Origin of the sequence: uncultured Sphingorhabdus sp., from assembly GCF_937872355.1 — a bacterium.
Classification (GTDB): Bacteria; Pseudomonadota; Alphaproteobacteria; order Sphingomonadales; family Sphingomonadaceae; genus Sphingorhabdus_B.
This window is the reverse complement of the sequence record NZ_CALMSV010000150.1, coordinates 15,660-32,171: the sequence shown is the minus strand read 5'-3', so window position 1 is coordinate 32,171 and position 16,512 is coordinate 15,660. Positions and strand designations below refer to the sequence as shown.

General features: G+C 58.1%; 14 protein-coding genes. 4 read left to right on the top strand and 10 right to left on the bottom strand.

The features are described 5' to 3' along the window. Positions 1-6: 6 nt before the first annotated feature. From Q0239_RS09625 to Q0239_RS09595, 7 genes are all read right to left on the bottom strand, one after another. Entirely contained in the window at positions 7-1,083 is a 1,077-nt protein-coding gene (locus Q0239_RS09625) for a DUF2493 domain-containing protein (protein WP_298601839.1), read from the bottom strand. A gap of 295 nt (positions 1,084-1,378) precedes the next feature. After that, complete coding sequence (locus Q0239_RS09620) at positions 1,379-1,876, bottom strand: RES family NAD+ phosphorylase (protein WP_298601836.1); 498 nt, start codon at positions 1,874-1,876, stop codon at positions 1,379-1,381. A 5-nt stretch (positions 1,877-1,881) separates the two neighbouring features. After that, positions 1,882-2,253, bottom strand: a complete 372-nt coding sequence (locus Q0239_RS09615) for an antitoxin Xre/MbcA/ParS toxin-binding domain-containing protein (protein WP_298601833.1) — start codon at positions 2,251-2,253, stop codon at positions 1,882-1,884. A 148-nt stretch (positions 2,254-2,401) separates the two neighbouring features. Next, on the bottom strand, positions 2,402-3,331 hold the full coding sequence (locus Q0239_RS09610) for a zincin-like metallopeptidase domain-containing protein (protein ID WP_298601830.1): 930 nt from the start codon (positions 3,329-3,331) through the stop codon (positions 2,402-2,404). A 166-nt stretch (positions 3,332-3,497) separates the two neighbouring features. Continuing rightward, entirely contained in the window at positions 3,498-5,498 is a 2,001-nt protein-coding gene (locus tag Q0239_RS09605) for a ParB/RepB/Spo0J family partition protein (protein ID WP_298601828.1), read from the bottom strand. 243 nt (positions 5,499-5,741) lie between these two features. After that, positions 5,742-9,983, bottom strand: a complete 4,242-nt coding sequence (locus Q0239_RS09600; RefSeq protein ID WP_298601825.1) for a strawberry notch-like NTP hydrolase domain-containing protein — start codon at positions 9,981-9,983, stop codon at positions 5,742-5,744. Positions 9,984-10,065: 82 nt separating this feature from the next. After that, positions 10,066-10,983, bottom strand: coding sequence for a toprim domain-containing protein (locus Q0239_RS09595; protein ID WP_298601822.1), 918 nt, complete (start codon positions 10,981-10,983; stop codon positions 10,066-10,068). Positions 10,984-11,226: 243 nt separating this feature from the next. Here Q0239_RS09595 and Q0239_RS09590 point away from each other — a divergent pair, with 243 nt between their 5' ends. Both Q0239_RS09590 and Q0239_RS09585 read left to right on the top strand, forming a co-directional pair. Beyond that, entirely contained in the window at positions 11,227-11,790 is a 564-nt protein-coding gene (locus Q0239_RS09590) for a lytic transglycosylase domain-containing protein (protein WP_298601848.1), read from the top strand. Then, positions 11,775-12,017, top strand: a complete 243-nt coding sequence (locus tag Q0239_RS09585) for a DUF5818 domain-containing protein (protein WP_298601819.1) — start codon at positions 11,775-11,777, stop codon at positions 12,015-12,017. The genes Q0239_RS09590 and Q0239_RS09585 overlap by 16 nt, the downstream gene beginning before the upstream one ends. 18 nt (positions 12,018-12,035) lie before the next feature. On the opposite strand, the gene Q0239_RS09580 is transcribed toward Q0239_RS09585, so the two are convergent. After that, positions 12,036-13,319 (bottom strand): tyrosine-type recombinase/integrase, encoded by a 1,284-nt coding sequence (locus tag Q0239_RS09580; protein WP_367276087.1) that lies wholly within the window; start codon positions 13,317-13,319, stop codon positions 12,036-12,038. Positions 13,320-13,509: 190 nt separating this feature from the next. Here Q0239_RS09580 and Q0239_RS09575 point away from each other — a divergent pair, with 190 nt between their 5' ends. Next, the gene (locus Q0239_RS09575) at positions 13,510-13,821 is read left to right on the top strand and encodes a Plug domain-containing protein (protein ID WP_298601817.1); all 312 of its coding nucleotides are present in this window, start codon (positions 13,510-13,512) and stop codon (positions 13,819-13,821) included. Between the two features lie 27 nt (positions 13,822-13,848). Here the strand turns inward: Q0239_RS09575 and Q0239_RS09570 are convergent, their stop codons facing one another. Together Q0239_RS09570 and Q0239_RS09565 are read right to left on the bottom strand one after the other, a co-directional pair. Then, the gene (locus tag Q0239_RS09570; protein ID WP_298601814.1) at positions 13,849-14,976 is read right to left on the bottom strand and encodes an acyl-CoA dehydrogenase family protein; all 1,128 of its coding nucleotides are present in this window, start codon (positions 14,974-14,976) and stop codon (positions 13,849-13,851) included. A gap of 49 nt (positions 14,977-15,025) precedes the next feature. Then, the gene (locus Q0239_RS09565) at positions 15,026-15,100 is read right to left on the bottom strand and encodes a hypothetical protein (protein ID WP_298601842.1); all 75 of its coding nucleotides are present in this window, start codon (positions 15,098-15,100) and stop codon (positions 15,026-15,028) included. A 189-nt stretch (positions 15,101-15,289) separates the two neighbouring features. Here Q0239_RS09565 and Q0239_RS09560 point away from each other — a divergent pair, with 189 nt between their 5' ends. Next, positions 15,290-16,504 carry an acyl-CoA dehydrogenase family protein gene (locus tag Q0239_RS09560; RefSeq protein ID WP_298601810.1) on the top strand — a complete coding sequence of 405 codons (1,215 nt, stop codon included), beginning with the start codon at positions 15,290-15,292 and terminating at the stop codon, positions 16,502-16,504. The last annotated feature ends 8 nt before the right edge of the window (positions 16,505-16,512 follow it).

Here is a 16,512-nt window from a genome sequence, read left to right as displayed (position 1 = left end):
CCCAAGTCAGCCCCCCCCTTGACCTTGATTTGGACTTAAAAGCTGCCTTCCCCAAAACCCCGCCCAAAACAGCCAAAACCCCCTACATCCCAATGTGTGGGGTGTGCTGATATTTTCCCGCCTGTGCCTCGTTGATCCGGTCATGGGAGTGGTATGTGATCGTGCGGCATGCATCACCTTGTTCGCGGACAGTGGCACACGGTTCGCCTTTGCATCGATGACCAGACGCTCCAATACGCCGTTGCCCGGAAAGGCAATCACATAACGCGGGCTGAGCGAGAGCATCTGCTCATTGCGCTTGAACCCTGCCCTGGCACCAAGCCGCATATCGAGGCTGAAGGTCAGCTGGGCAATGCCCCGCCGCTCGGCCCAGGATGCGGCCAGACGGTCGACGCCTTTGGTGTCGCCGCCATGCACCAGCACCATGTCGGGTACATTCTGGTGGACACGATCGAGCGTCGCCCAGATGTTGGTCGCAAAGGTTTTGGCATCTTCATCGCTTGCAAAGCGGCTACGTCCCCCAGCGAAAACCACAGGCGTGCCTTCAGGCATCGCTGCACGCCGTTTGGCGGCACTTCGTGCGCGTAGAAAATCGCGGCCCTGCACGACCGCAGAGGTCAACATCGCGCCGTGATTGAACCGCGAACTTGAAACTGGCTTCCACGATGAGCTGAATTCATGGGCGTACAATGCGGCAGCCACTTCGCGCATTTCTTCAAGCGCGATCATCCCCGCTTCAGCGCATTGGGCGCGTTCTATTTGCACTTCCAGTTCATGGGTGCGTATTTCCGATCCGTCGTTGGACGCAACGAGCGCGCGCACTTCATCGGTTGCCCGGTCGACGGCTTTGGATTTGCGATCAGCGGCACGGTGGAACAGATTGACGAGGCCCCAGCCCAGCTCTTCTGCATCGACTTCCAGTGCGGTTCCCGTCAGCATGGCAAAGAGGTCGGACCAAAGGCCTTCCAGTGTCTGGCTGATCGCTTCCGAACAGGGAAAGTCGGACGGCGTCACAGGGGGCGGGCCTATGGTGAAGCCGGAAAGGTCGAGACCGGAAAGCTGCTCTGAAAAACTGTTCTGCATGATAATCCTCCTGATTTGGGTGTCACGCTGGCGGTGTCGCCAGCGAGAGCCCGTCAGGACCGGCATTAAGGCAGGTACGCGCACCGGCGCATTTGCGCCCGGGGAACCCGCCAAGGTCCAGGCTGGCGCGGGCAGGCCTGCTTGCAGGCCAACACGGGCCTGACCGGGCGGGTTGCGCGGCCCTGCCGGCTGGTCCAGGGCCTCTCTCGCCTGGCGAACGCCGCTCCGCGTCACGCCAGCCAGGTGCTAAGAGTTCCTGCAGATCTCAGTTTAGGATGCGGGCCGGACCGCAGTCCTAATTCTGGCCCAGTGGGTTCGAAACCGCCTCGCCCATCCGGTCGACCAGGCTGATCGTAGGCGGTCCGTTCCAGCGCCAGAGGACAAGATTGCGCCCGGATGCATGCTGCAACGAAGGGTAGATCAGGCCATCAACGCCCGCTGCATGGAGCCGTACCGCTGCGGCCTGCGTCGGCGCATCGCTGCGGCCGAACCAGCGAGCCTGAAGGTCGGACGCGCTCAATCCAACAGATGCGAGCGCAGCGTCTGTCGACAAATCGATGATATTGGCGTCCGCGATATCGAAGGAGAAAAGCAATCCAGGCCGGTCATACAGCGCCTGCGTATATTCGGCATATGCGGTGTGGGGATCGAGCGCCGAATAAAAAGCTGCCATGCCGGCTGGGTTAAACCGCCCGCCATGCAAGCGCGCGCCTTCTCCCGACAAAGGCGCATGGGCCCAGCGCGGCGGCACAACGCGAAATGTTCGCGCCGAAAAACTAATCACATTGTCCATGCCTGTCAGGCGTAAGCGCCATCTTCAAGCGCATCGAGCCAGGCGAGAATTTGCGTTGCTTCTCCGGCCTGCACTATGTCGACCGCACGCTTGTAGCCAAAGGCTGCGATTGGCTGGTGCCGGAACCACAGCACGGCTTTCGGAAGACCGCCGCCCATGTCTGTAGCCCGCGACAAGATTGTCGCGATCGGTCCCAACTTGGCCTGCACCTCGGGAGAACCGGGATTGCGCGCCAAGGTCGTGCGATGGACGCCTGCCAGCTCGGCAATTTCGCTCAAGGACATTTGCAACATATCAGCCAGTCGCTTGGGTTCGATACCATGGGCCTTATCTGCGCTGAGCGCATCAATGACGGGATCAAGAAAGGCTGTTGCCATTTTGCATCTCCTTATCATCTTGTGATGATGATTTTATGTAGCATGTGTGATGCGAAAAATCAAGGTTGCAGGTTTGCCAAACTTTCTGGCTGGGCGAACCGTCAAAAAAGCGGCGTTGAATGGAAGTCGCGCAACACCCTGTCTATGATCAGGCTGCTTCTTCCAGCTCAGCTACGGACGTCTCGTCCGCTGTCCATCCCCCAAGCTGCAAGAGCAATGCACTTGCTTCCTCGGCACGGGCCGCAGCGGTGAGGATGGCACGATCATCCTCGCGAAGCAGGCGAAGCCAATGGTCGATATAGCTTGCATGGCTATCAAGATGCGCGACCGGAAGCCCCAGCTCGGCGCCCAGCATGGCGCTTGAAAGCTCGGCGACAAGCTCTTCGGCTGCATAGGCCGCACTTCCAAAGCGGTTTTTGAGATCGCGCCCGAGCCGCGAGCCATGGCCGGTCCAGTGGGACAGCTCGTGCGCCAGTGTCGCATAATAATGATCGTAGCCCGAAAAGAGGTCGGCTGGCGGCATCGTGATACGGTCAGCAGAAGGCTCATAATAGGCTGCCGCCCCCACATGGCGCAATTGCGCAGGAATGCGGGCAAAGAACGCATCGAGTTCGACCTTGCGGCCTTCAGGTTCGATGAGCACAAGATCACGCGCGGGATGGAAGCGGCTTTCAAGCCCGTCGATCTGATCGGCGTTGAATACAGCATAGGATTTCAGGACACGGCGGGTCTCTTCCTCGACATCACCACCTTCTGATGCGGCGACCTCTTTCGCGTAGCTTTTGTAGAAAATGGCAATGGTCGATTTTTCGCCCCTCCTGACCTGCGCCCCGAGCTTTACGGCCTGGGCATAGGTCATCCAATAGGGTGACGCGTAGCCGTTGAGGTCGGCAATCATCCAAAGCCAGAACACGTTCATGCCGCGATAGGGGATTCCGCAGGCACGCAATGGGCGCGAGACCGTTCCACCCCGCCAGGGCTTGACCCATGGTTTGGTACCAGCCTCCAGCCTTTCGATAATCTGGTCGGTTATGCGCGCTGCAGGCGAAGGGCCTGATGGTTTTGAACGATAGGACATAGGAACATTCTCCTGAATGTCGGACGAAGACAATCCTTCGACGACACAGGCGAGCAAGCCCCCTCTCCTCTCTTTTGATGGTCTAAATCGAGTGAAGCGGCTCCCTCGATCATCGAGAGAGCCGCTCCATGCGGACGCCGTTCAGGCCCTTCCTGTCAGGAGGAGGTCAGGCGGCGAGTTCGACGTCCACATTTTCGGGAGCGACAGCTTCCTCGCTGCCGCTGGATGGCTGTTCGCTATCTGCGGATTTTTCAGCATCGCCGGTTGGCTGGGCGCTGGTGAACTGCATCGGTGCTGGAAGCCAGCGAAGCGCAGCTTCCTTGACCTCGGCCTCGGCGATGAAATTGCCAGCAAAAATCCGCTCGGCGCTTGCCGCAAGCTCACCCTTTTTGGATGATGCAAAACGCGAGGCAAGCGTCGGGCCGCCAACTTCGGCCAGCGCATCCAATATTGCAGCCTTCGAAACGCGGTCGAAATAATTGGCAGCGGTCGGGCGCCACCATGCAGCCATGTCAAAACCGATGAGCCCGGCAAGATGATCGTGGAACGGATTGAGGCGATTGCCGATGCCATTGAGGCTTGCTTCGCATGTCCGGGCAACGACCCAGCTCAACCACGCATGACGATGCTCGTCGTCAAGACTGCGGAAGAGGTCAAAACGCTCCGATATCGTGTCACCACTGCGCCAGCTTTCATTAAGGCCCGAACGCAGTTCGGCAAGGGCTGCCGTTGCAGGAGCATCACTTGCTTCAAAACCGAACGCCGGTCCTCCAGGCGCGCGCCCGTTGAGATTTAGGCCGGGCGATCCACCAAATTTGTAGCTGTCCGCGTCAGCAAGCGTGAAGACGAACAGGTCCATCGCCAGGGCCGGATCATTTGCGACATGGAGCGCGAGCACATCGCGGCGCTGCATGGAAAGCTCGTCCGCCAACCGTTGTGACAGGCCGAGGCGGTTCGGCTTGTCGGCTGGGCCGGTTGAGGCAACTTCCATTGTGCCGTCATCGTCGGGGCTGACGACCCGTTCCTTCGTGAAATATTGCGGCTGGAGCACGGGAACGCCATCGCGGCCCAATGTCAGCACCATACCGCAATCGCGCTTTGTATCCGCGTCGAGTTCGGGCGTCCGGTCGCGGATTGCCGCAACCTCGGTATCGATCCGCACGATTTCGGCCTCAGCCGAGCGGATGGCCTCCTCGCTGCTGTCCTCATCTTCAAGGATCGCTGCCTGAACATCATAGGCCGTGTCGAGATCGTCGAGACGGGCAAGCTCGTCATCGGAATAAACCCGCGCTGGAACGGGAACACGGTGCAGGCCCTCAACAAGGTCATGGCTGATATAGTTGGCAAGCGTAGGGGTGACCCAGGCCAAGCCCTGTTCGTCTGCCGCAGCTTTCGCTGCTTCTTCCATTTTGGTCGAAGCTAGGCCTTCAAGCAGCGCGACATCGAGCCAGGATTCATCATCGTCATTGTCGAACAGTTCGCGGTCGATCCGGCCACCGGCTTCAAGATAGGCATCTTTTCCGACGAATTGCGCACGCGGATCGCTGCCACGAACGCTGCTGTTCAGGACCATGCGGCGGATGCTGTCGGGCGTGGCGCGATAGCAGGACTCGGTGACCTCCTCGAAAACTCGGGTCTGGATCATGTGATCGGATGTAGCACCATAGGCTTTGGCCATGTCGAGCGTGATATCTCCAGCTCCCAAGGCTTCGAAGATGACAGGTGCAAGCGAAGCGAGGCGCAGCCGGCCCTCGACAAAGCGCACGGTCAAACCGAAGCGGCGCGCGACATCATCTGGCGTTGCACCTGTCTCGATGATGCTGGCAAAGCCGAGCGCTTCGTCAGCCGGATTGAGCTTTAGCGTATGGAAGTTTTCAGCCAAGGTGGCTTCGCGGACCTCGGTCTCGTCGCCATCAAGAACGAGGCACATCACAGGCATATTCTTTTCGACGACCTTTTCCGCAGCCAGTTCCAGCAACGACGAACGACGGCGCTCACCGGCTTCGACCTCATAGAGGCCCTTCTTGCCTGCACGTACCACAAGGTTCTGTAGAAGGCCGAGCGAGGCAATGCTCGCTTTCAATTCAGCATCGGCGGCCGGATCGCGGCGCTTGCGCACATTGCGCGGACTGGCGACGAGCTTGTTCAAGGGAATGGATTTCAACATGTCATAACTCCTGAAGTTTCGAGCTGACGGAACGCCATTCGATCCATCAAAGCCCGCAAATGCAGGAGCCCCCTCCCCTCTGTCTGGGTGGTGGCGTTGCCAAAGCTTTAGAAGACCCTGACAAATAACCCCGACCAACGAATTGGCCGGGGTCAGGGATAGGCGCAACGGAAGTTGCCCCTCGGGTCGCATTGTCGGATTACACCAAATGATTAAAGAAATCTTGGACGGAATCGTCGCCCATTAGCTGCGAACCTCGGCGAGAGATGCGAGAATGGGGTTGGCACCAGCCAGAGGCAGAAACAGCCGCGTCTGGTATCGGATGATCTCGGTGAAGCAGCCTTGCGCCTTATACCAGGCCAATCGCTCGGCCGACCATCCGGTCAGTTCAAGCCGCTGGCTGCCATTTACGAGCGACCGTTTGAGCATCAGTGGCTCGACACTCGAAAGCGGAAGCGCTTTACCGGTTTTCAGAACAAGGTCCGCAATCTCATCGATTGGAAGGCTGGGTGAAAGTTCAAGACCCAGTTTCTGCGACAGGTCCGTTATGTCGACCTGGCTGATTTCTCTCCCCAGAAGCGTCCGCCCGTCGGCGGCAGCAATCCGGCTGACGCGGACATAATCATCGGGGAGCTTGTCCCAGACGGGCAGCAGCAGGCCGGTTGCAAGAAAGAGCCGGTCGGATTTCGGTGTTGCCATGGCTTCGCCTGTCTCGGCACGCCATGACGCTTCAAAGCCAGCAAGTTCGATCTCGGACCAGTTGCTTTCGGCAAGCTGGTCGGCGGTCAGATATTCTTCGCGCAACGGCCGAATGGCTATGAAACGATCAATGCGCTCGCCTGTATCGGTGATCAATCCCCGGGTCGGCAGAAGAAGTGCGACTTTGCCCGAGCGCTCATTGCGAACATATTTGGGGGCTTTACCCTTGCCGATGTAGCGCCGCGCGAGCGTGTCGAAGAGCTGAGGGCGCTGCTTACGGGTGATTTCGATATCGAGAAGATGCGTCGTTGCGCCGGTTGCCGCATCGGTTCGCAGCACAAGATCGGAATGAATGCGGAAATCCTCCACGGCAATGGTCTCAACGCCGAGATCAAGCGTCCCTGCATCGCGCGCTGCTGAAACCCTTGCTTCAACCAGCCCCAGAAACTCGTCAAAGACAGCATTTTGAAGGTGGATCGGGAAAGCCAATATGCGATTGAGCCAGCGTTGGATGGGAGGCAGATCGTCGACCACACCTCCGTCGCTTGCTTCGATATTGAGCCCTGAAAGCTTCTGGAAGGTCTCGAAGCCCACCGCCTGTATCTTTCCTTCATAGAGCAGGTGAAACCAGCGGTTGAGCGCGTCCTTCGCATAATTGCTCTCAAGATTATCGGCTGGATCGAACAGATTTTGTCCGCCTGTCTGGCGCTGGCCGCGGGTGAGCGCCCCCAGACTGTCCAGGCGCCTGGCAATCGTCGAGATAAAGCGCCGCTCGCCACGCACATCGGTTGTCACCGGCCTGAACAGGGGAGCCGAAGACTGGTTGGTGCGGTTGGTCCGTCCCAGCCCCTGAATGGCTGCATCCGCCCGCCATCCGGGCTCGAGAAGGAAGTGAATGCGGCGGGACTGGTTCCGCACACCCAAATCGGCGTGATAGGACCTACCGGTGCCGCCGGCATCCGAGAATACCAATATGCGCTTGTCGCCGTCCATGAAGGCTTGCGTTTCGAGGATGTTAGACCGGGCACTTCGCGATTGCAGCTTCTGGCTGCCATCGTTTGCGACGATCAAACGGCGCGTGCGGCCGGTCACTTCGGCAACGGCATCGACGCCGAAGCATTCGATGATGGCATCGAGTGCGGTTGCAATGGGTGGCAATGCACAGAGCTGCTCGATCATCGTGTCGCGCGCGGCAAGTGCTGCGCGGCAGAGAACGGGATTTCCGTCGGCGTCGCTCATCGGTTCAGAACGCGCGTCGCCATTTTCGTCAACGAAGATCTGCATCAAGCGAACCGGAAAGCTTTGGGTCAGATAGTCGATGACATATTCGCGCGGGCTAAGATCGATTTCGAGATTTTCGCTTTCCGCAACGTCGATATCGGCAAGCCGCCGGTTGAGCATGGCTTCGGCAGTGGAAACCAGCTGCACAACGGCTGAGTGGCCGTCGCCCAGCGCTTGGCTTATAGCGGGAAGGAGGCTGGGAAGCTTCATCGAGAGCAGCAACTGGGCGAAGAAGCGCTGCTTGGTTCCTTCAAAAATGGACAAGGCGGCGGCCTTGGCACCCTTGTTGAGCGTTGCGCCGCTGTCTGCATCGACGATGCGCGTGGCTTCGAGCACTTCGCTTAAGTTTGCATGGATGATGGCCCATGCATCGGCATAGGCGTCATAAATCCGGATTTGCGCCTCGGTCAGTTCATGTTCGAGTATCTCATATTCGACCCCTGCAAAGGACAATGCCCGGGCGGTATAAAGCCCGAGCGATTTGAGGTCGCGTGCGACCAGTTCCATCGCCGCAATTCCGCCAGCGCGGATGTCCGAGACAAATTTGTCGCGTGTGGCAAAGGCGGTCTCGGAACCCCAAAGTCCGAGGCGCGATGCATAAGCAAGATTGTTGACGTCCGAAGCACCGGTTGCCGACGCGTAGATGACGCGTGCGCGGGGAAGCAGGTTTTGCAGCCGAACGCCCGCTATGCCTTGCTCCGATCCTTTGACCTTGCCGCGCGACCCTTCCCCACCGGCGGCATTGGCCATGGCATGGGCTTCGTCAAAGGCGATCACGCCATCAAAGTTTTCGCCCGCCCAATCGAGCAGCTGGTCGAGGCGGGTCGCATCGACGCGTCCGGATCGAAGCGTCGGATAAGTCACGAAGACTATGCCTTCGCTCATGCCAAGCGCGCTTCCGAGTTTCCATTGCGAGAGCGGCTGGACATCAAGCGGCAATCCGCCGAGCGCCGACCAGTCGCGTCTGGCATCTTCGAGCAGAGCTTCGTTCTTCGACAGCCAGATATGGCGCCGTTCGCCACGCAGCCAGCGATCCATGATGATACTGGCGAGCTGGCGGCCTTTGCCAGCGCCGGTCCCATCGCCAAGGAAATAGCCACAGCGATAGGCTTTACCGTCGGCGCTCGGTTCAATGCTGCAACCCTTATCGGTGGGAATGTAAGTTCCCGGCAAATCCCGCTCGAAAGCGTTCACAGCATAAATGAGGGTTTCGAGTTGGGCTTCAGACAAAAGACCGTCTGTGATGCAGGCCTGGCTGACCATCGGCCGTGCAACCGGAACGGGCGCTGCGATCGAGCCCATGGCAACCGACTCTACCAATGGCGTCGGGTGCGGACAGGCATCTGGGATAGCGATGCGGCTTGGGCGATAGGGAAGATAATGACCGACCTGCTCTGAAATCGGAGCAGGCTCGGCGAGTGCTACATAGTCGAGCGAAATCGGCGTAATCTGCGGCGCGACCTTTAGGCTCGGTGGTGCGAGTATTGCCCTTGGAGACGCGGTAGCGAGCCGGAGCGCCGTCGGTTTAGTTGTCGGTGGGAGCGCACACGCACGTACTGACGAACGCGGCGGCAAGGCATCGACAAAGTCCAATGCCTCAGCGAGATCGGCAGCCGTGCCGGTGACCGGCGGGCTTGTGGGGCCAATCTTGTCGATGACAATGAGGCGCGTTGTGATTGACGTTCCCGAACTCAGGAATGCACGAGGCAAAGCAAGATTGAGCCGGAGCGCCAGCGGCATTTGCGCGCGTGCCAAAAAGGCATGAGCATCGAACCATTCGGGCATGATGGCTACCGCGCGGCCGCCAGCTGCGAGGCGGGTCAGCGCTGAACGGAGATGGCGCGCACCCGTATGACCGTCATTTCGGCGTTCCAGCCCTACCGAATAGGGCGGGTTGATAAGCAGCGCTGTGGGAAGAATCGAAGGATCGAGAAGCTCGTCGATGAGTTCGCCATCATGGCTTGCTACGGCTTGCCCGGGAAACAGCAGCTGCAGCGCTTCAAAGCGAACGGGATCGATTTCATTCAATGCCAGCTTTGCACCAAATGCCTTTGCCCAATGGGCAAGCTGGCCAGTTCCAGCGGAGGGTTCGAGGACAAGATCCGATGGCGTCAACGCGGCAGCGCGCGCCGCAAGCCAGGCCAGCCCCAATGGTGTCGAGAATTGCTGCAAGCGGAGCTGTTCTTCGGTGCGGTTGTATGGGCGCGGCGTCAATCCGCCCAATTTCTGGAAATACTCCAGCGCTTCGCTGGCCTGGCTCGATGATGTGATGCGATGATCGGCTCGCAGGTAGAGCAGCATCGCGATTTCGACCGCCGTCTGGCCATCGGTCAACGACCAGGCATTGTCGGCATCGCTTCCGCCGGTAATGCCCGTAAAGATATCCGAGATCCGCTCGCGCGTGATCGGAACATTGGCGGCAAGATCTTCGGACAACATTTGCGCTGCCGTTACGACCGGACTGTTGCTGACCGGGCAGTCGAGGATAAAAGCTTGTTGGTACATGGGATTTGGCCTCCTGATCGAGACCGTCATCCAGACGACATTGTCCGTTACAGCCTCACAAAACCAAGGCTTCCTCTCCTCTTCACTTTGTCAGCCGACAGACTTCAGGCTTGCGCGTTCGCAGTTCGTCATTCCAGTCACTTCCCGGCTGGCCGGGACAATGCGGCAGGATTGCCCTTCCAGGACGGGCATAGGCTTCGAGCGCACGGCGGAGGGCGAGGTCACCGCCGTTGTCAGCATCGATGAAAAGATGGAGCTCGGTCACGCTGTCGGGAATAGAAACGATACCAAAGCGTTCATTGCCGAGCGTTGCCCAGCACGGAATACCGCTGAGGCTCTGCGCCGACATTGCGCTTTCGCTTCCTTCCGCCAGTCCCAAGCGGCCATCAATCGGCGGGAACAGCCTCGCGGCACCGGTCCCCAGGCGGCCGAGCGCGCGTTTGGGTTTGAAGAATTGCGCTTTTCCCTCGGTAGCAGGATCAAGGAATGTCCTTTGGACAGCAATGATACCAAGGTCCGTTCTTACCGCAGTTATGAGCGCGGGAAGATACCGGACGTCCGTTTTACGACCCAGCGGCGTTCGGGCATGAAAACGCATCTCGGGCGACCGTAGGTCGATCATCCGCTTTGTCAGATAGATGTCAGCCAAACTGTCGGAAATGGGCTTTGCTTCGCGCCAGAGACGCAAGGCATTTGCATCGGGACCTTCGGATATCGCCCTTGCCTGCTTGATCGGTCCACCACTGCCATCAAACAGGTCACGCGGCTGGATGCCATGACGTTTGAAGCCCACGATGACGTCGTCGCTGCTGCAACCTGCAAAGCAATGAAACAATATGGCCCCTGAAGAAAGACCAATGGAAAGAGACGGCGTGCGGTCATCATGAGCCGGGCAGCAGCACATTCCCTGGCTGCGTGACCAATGGCCACCAAACGCCTTCACAATCTCACGGGCACGCGCCTCCAATGCTGCGGGTACGTGCTTTGCCGGCTTTGCCATCCATTCAATCCTTTTCCCAAAGTCTCCTTATACCCTTGCGACCTCTGCTCTGAGGGCGCGCTGCAATTTTCCTATACTAAGATGTTCATTGTATGTTCTCTTCACCAGAAGATCGAGAAGGAATGAACAATGAAGCTCATAATATGTGGATTGCTCGCTATCACACCGTTTGCACCGGTTTTGGCCGACCACGGTGCAGCAGAGATTGCCACGGGCGCACTATCAGAACGCCTGACGGACGCCATGGAAACGGCGCAAGGCGGCTATAGAATCAGCAATGCCGGTGATTTTGCCCTTGTCGAGCACGGCTACTGGTCGCCGCCGATTAATCCGTCGCCGGCCGAAACTCCGGCCACTTTCTCCCTCGATGCTGGCCCAGCGCTGCCGGATCTACGTCACCCTCTAAAAAAGCTGAAAACGAACTTCAGGCGCGAAGCCTTTCTTCCGCATGTTTATGCCGCTGAACTGCGCTTTGCACTGCCGACGGGGTTACTTGATGCCCTGATCTGGACGGAATCGCGCTATAACCCGATCGCCGTGAGCAAAGTTGGTGCCGCTGGCTTGGGTCAGCTGATGCCGGGGACAGCAAAGGATCTTGGCGTATCCAACCGCTTTGATCCCTATGCCAACATTCTGGGCGCTGCTCGATATCTTCGGCAGATGCTTGATCAATTTGGCGTGGTGCATTTAGCATTGGCTGCATATAACGCGGGACCAGGAGCTGTGAAAAAACGGCGTGCGATTCCACTCAATGGTGAGACGCCTGGCTATGTCAGCAGCGTCCTCAATCGGTGGATGCGAAATTGAGTTTGGGGGGTAACGTGTCGAAGGGAACGCGAATTCGGTTAAGCGGCAAACGCCGCAACAGTCGACGCGGGCCTTTGCTGGTTACCGCCGATGGTGATGTTTGGGTTCTTGAAGGGACCGATGAGGTAGAGCTGCCTTCTAAAGGTGATGTCATTGTCGAAGGCGTAAAAACAGGTTTTGATCGCATCAGGATCGAGTGGAGCGCAAATGTTGAGGCGGCCGCTTAGGCCACTCAAATCACAGCTTTAAAGTGCCAGGGCACTTAGAGCCTTCAACGCAGCATTACGCACCAAATGTCCATAGTGCCTTTCAATCATTTCCGCACTCGTTCCAGAGATTTGCGCAACCGTTAAGAGCGGCAATCCGCCAATAACGAGATCGGTTATCGTCGAATGCCGCAAAGTATATGCGGTCGTTCCGCTAGGCAATCCAGCGACCGCTGCCGCCTTTGCAATTGGCACTTTCCAGCTATCACGATCCCATGCTTTGCCGTTCGAGCGCAAAAACAGAGGTTCCTCGGAGTTCTTACCGACAGCTTGGGACGAGAACAGATCCGCTGCCTCTTTAGGCACTAATATGCGTCGGGGCCGTCCATCTTTATCTTTTCCGATGGTAAGCTCGCTGGTGCGCTTATCGAAATTTGCGCATGTAAGGTTAGCAAGAGCACCGGGTCGGAACGGTAAAAGGCATAGTCCCCGAACGAATGGTTCAGCTTCAGTGCTCACATGCTCCACCAGTAATCGACGTTGGTCTATGTCGAGATAAAGGGTGCGCGCGCCGTCTGCATTTGGAATAGCTTTCAATGCTTCCTGCCACGCAGCTTCCGTATTCGGCGGCCCCGGTGGCAAAACCTTCATCAAAGCGGCACGCAAAACTACCATATCACGATTGACTGTCGACGGCGCGCGCTTCCTCGATCTGGTTTCTCCGTGCTTGTTGCGACTAATGACTGAAGGTCGCGCCTCTAACCTTGCTCGCCAATCGGCAAGGTGGCGACGCCTGAGCTTTGCAAGTTTCACTTTCGCAAGAGGTTCATTGTACACGTATCGCTCAAAACGGCCCTGCGCTTCGGGTTTGTCAGCAGCATAGGATTGGCATGCTTCGGCAACCGTCTCTACGGCAGGGCGAATTTCACCACCAGCTTCGATCAGCTCCGCGAGTGCTTCAGCCTCCTTTTTGGCTGACGCAAAAATTTCATTGCCTGCCAGCGTTCCAAAGTCACCCAGCGCTTTCAGCCGATACTTTGCTGCATCTTCATCATAGACACGCGCAATCCAGCTGCCTTTACCTCCCCGCTTAGAAGGACGAAATCCTAGAAAGCAACCAACGCGAAGGCGTTGCCAATAAGGCTCTCGTTTTGCTTTCAGCTTGTCACGATCGCCAACCCTACTCAAATCTACAGCCATCGATTTTCCATCAAATTTATTTCGTACGGAATTTGTACGGAAAACTATGGGGGAAATATCAAGACGACGCAAGACACAAATTGGCTGTTTTCTGCGGTTTTTTGAGTTCACCGATGTCCACAAAAGTCCATTTTCTCAGCCCTCCGAAGGCAGAGGCCAGAGGTTCGAATCCTCTTGGGTGCGCCACACAGGCCTTATCATTCCAGATCATGAAGTTAGATGAAGAGCTTCGGGCATTGACTGCGAAGTTCTGAGAGCTTTCGCGTGCGTAGCTTCCAGCCGGAAACCAAAACCGTCTCTGTTTGCGAAAACTTTGGCCAGAATAGACACGCCTATATCAAGGCTGCAGGACGTTCCCGTTGCGGTCACCGCGCTGACCGGCGAAAATCTGGAAAACTACAAGGTTACAACGGTCGGTGACATCGCTTCATTCATACCCAGCATGGTTGTTGGCTGGCAAGTTACCGGCGGCTCGGCCAGTATCTTCCGGCGCGGCGCAGAATCGAGTTCGCTCGGCGCCGGTTTCGACCAGACCGTCTCGTTCAACATTGACGGCCTTGCCATGAGCCCCGGTCGCGAAATTGCTTTTGCGCAAAAGCGACAGCCGGTCTGGCAGGAAAAGTAAGAGTAGAACGGTTCGCCAGGCGCTCGCTTAACTCAGCCTTGCCCGACGTGAGAGGTGCCAGTCGGCGGTGCCAAACTCTCCCTCGATCTGGGTCGCACGCTTGAAATAATGGCCGATGGGCAACTCGTCGGTCATCCCCATGCCGCCATGCAGCTGCACAGCATTCTGCCCTACAAAGCGGCAAGCCTCGGCCACGGTCGCTTTTGCGGAAGATGCTGCGCGAGCACGCTCGTCCGCCGGAGCATCAAGTCTCAGCGTCGCGAGCAACGCTGCCGCCCGCGTCAATTCGACATGCATGTACATGTCGACCATACGGTGTTGCAGCACCTGAAAAGAAGCGATCGGCTGGCCGAATTGCTGGCGCTGCTGCGTATAGGCAACAGTATCCTGCAACAGTTTGTCCAACAGGCCTGACGCCTCGGCAGCCTGCGCTGCTACCGCACGGTCGCGCAGTTCTTCGAGCAGTTCTAGTCCCTGCCCCTCTCCGCCGATCATTGCCTCTTGCGAAGCATCGACGTCGGCAAGAATGATATCGGCCGCCCGCCGTCCGTCGATCGTCGGATAAGGGTGCATCGACACACCTGCCGCATCGGTCGGAAGGAGGAACAAGGAAATCGCCGCCGCGTCCCCTGCGCGGCCCGATGTGCGCGCTGCGACGATCAATTGATCAGCCCAAGGCGCAGCTATCACGACCGACTTCTGCCCGTTCAATCGCCATCCCGACGCACTGCGTTCGGCTGTTGCGGCGATATCCACAAAATCATAGCGCATCTGCGGTTCGCCTATCGCCAGCGCCAGCCGCACCTTGCCCTCGGCGACATCGGCCAACAGACTGGCCGGGGTCCCGCCTGCCTTTTCGAACAACCATGCGCCGTGGAACAGCGTTTCCGCCACAGGTTCCAGCACCAGCGCGCGGCCCAGTTCTTCCATGATGATCATTTGTTCGACCGCACCGCCGCCCAGTCCACCCTGCTCCTGCGAAATGGTGGCGCCTAGCAAGCCCAGTTCGCCCGTCAGCGCTGACCAGATTTCCGGCCGATACCCCAGATCGGATCGCGATGCGGCAACACGGTCGGCAAAACCATAACGCTGTGCCAGAAACTGGCGCAGCATATTTTGCAGCATGTGCTGGTCTTCGCTCAACTCAAAATTCATGACAGCAACCTCAACCAACCTTTTGTTTCGGAATGAAAACCGTACGCGGCTAGGTATATTCGCGCAGGCCATCCTTTCCATTTTCGACGCCAAAGCCGGACTGCTTGGCCCCGGCGAAGGGAATATGCGGCCCGTTTTGCAGATTGTCGTTTATCCATACCGTACCGGTTTCCAGACAATTGGCAATCTAGGCCGCCCGCAATTCGGCTCCTGAATTCCGGCAGTCTATCGTTCAGCACTAACACCATCATCGCAATAATCAAATGGTATAAGATTATTGACATCGCAAGCTTAAAAGTGCTGGTATGTTGCCATGGACATGAACTGGTCAGACGCCGATAGGGCATTCACCGACGAAGTCAGGGCTTTTTTTGACGCCGAACTGACGCCCGAATTGCGCGAGGCTGGGCGCTGGATGACCAGCGTCTATGGTGACCATGACCTTTCGATGGAATGGCAGCGTCGGTTGCACGCCAAAGGCTGGGCCGCGCCTTCATGGCCCATACGCTATGGCGGCGCCGAGTGGAGCGTCACCCAGCGCTACATCTTTGCGCGCGAGCGGGTGCTGGCAGGGGCGCCGCCCACTTCCCCCATGGGTATCGCCATGTGCGGTCCGGCTTTGCTCGGCCATGGTTCAGACGAACAGAAGGACTATTTCCTTCCCCGGATGCTGACCGGTGAGCATTTCTGGTGCCAGGGCTATTCGGAGCCGCATGCGGGAAGCGACCTGGCCTTATTGTCGATGAGCGCGCGGCGGGACGGCGACGACTTCGTCTGCAGCGGCACCAAGATCTGGACGACGCATGCCAATGTCGCGAACTGGATATTCTGCCTTGTCCGCACCAGCCAACTCGCCCGGCCGCAACAGGGCATCACCTTCCTGCTGATCCCGATGGATACGCCCGGGATTACCGTCACGCCGATCGTGATGACCTCAGGTGAGCATATCCAGAACCAGATTTTCTTCGACAATGTCTGCGTTCCGGTAACAAATGTGGTCGGCGCGATCGACGATGGCTGGACCGTTGCCAAATATTTGCTCGAATTCGAACGCGGCGGCAGCGCCTATGCGCCGGAATTGCAGGTCCGCCTGGCACGTGTGCGCGAATTGGCCAGTGAGGGCTCGCGGCCGCTGCTCAATGAACCCGCGTTCGCGGCAAAGGTTGCGGCGGAGCAGGCGCGGGTTGACGTGCTCGAAACCTATGAATTCAAGGCTATGAGTGATGCGGCTCGCGGTGGTCGCCCGGGCCTTTCTGGCTCGGTCATGAAAATATTGGGTACGGAGCTTAGCCAGCACATCACCGAACTCGCGCTCGAAGCTGCGGGACCTTATGGCCATGCCTTCCAACCGCAGGCGGGCTTTCCGGGCGGGCCAAATGTGATTCCGCATGATTTGAATCAATTCGCCGGCCCTCGTTCGGCTGCTATTGCGCCGCTTAAATATTTCAACGACAGGGCGGGTTCAATCTATGCCGGGTCGAACGAGATCCAGCGCAATATTATCGCCAAGGCAGGGCTTGGCCTTTGACAGGAAGT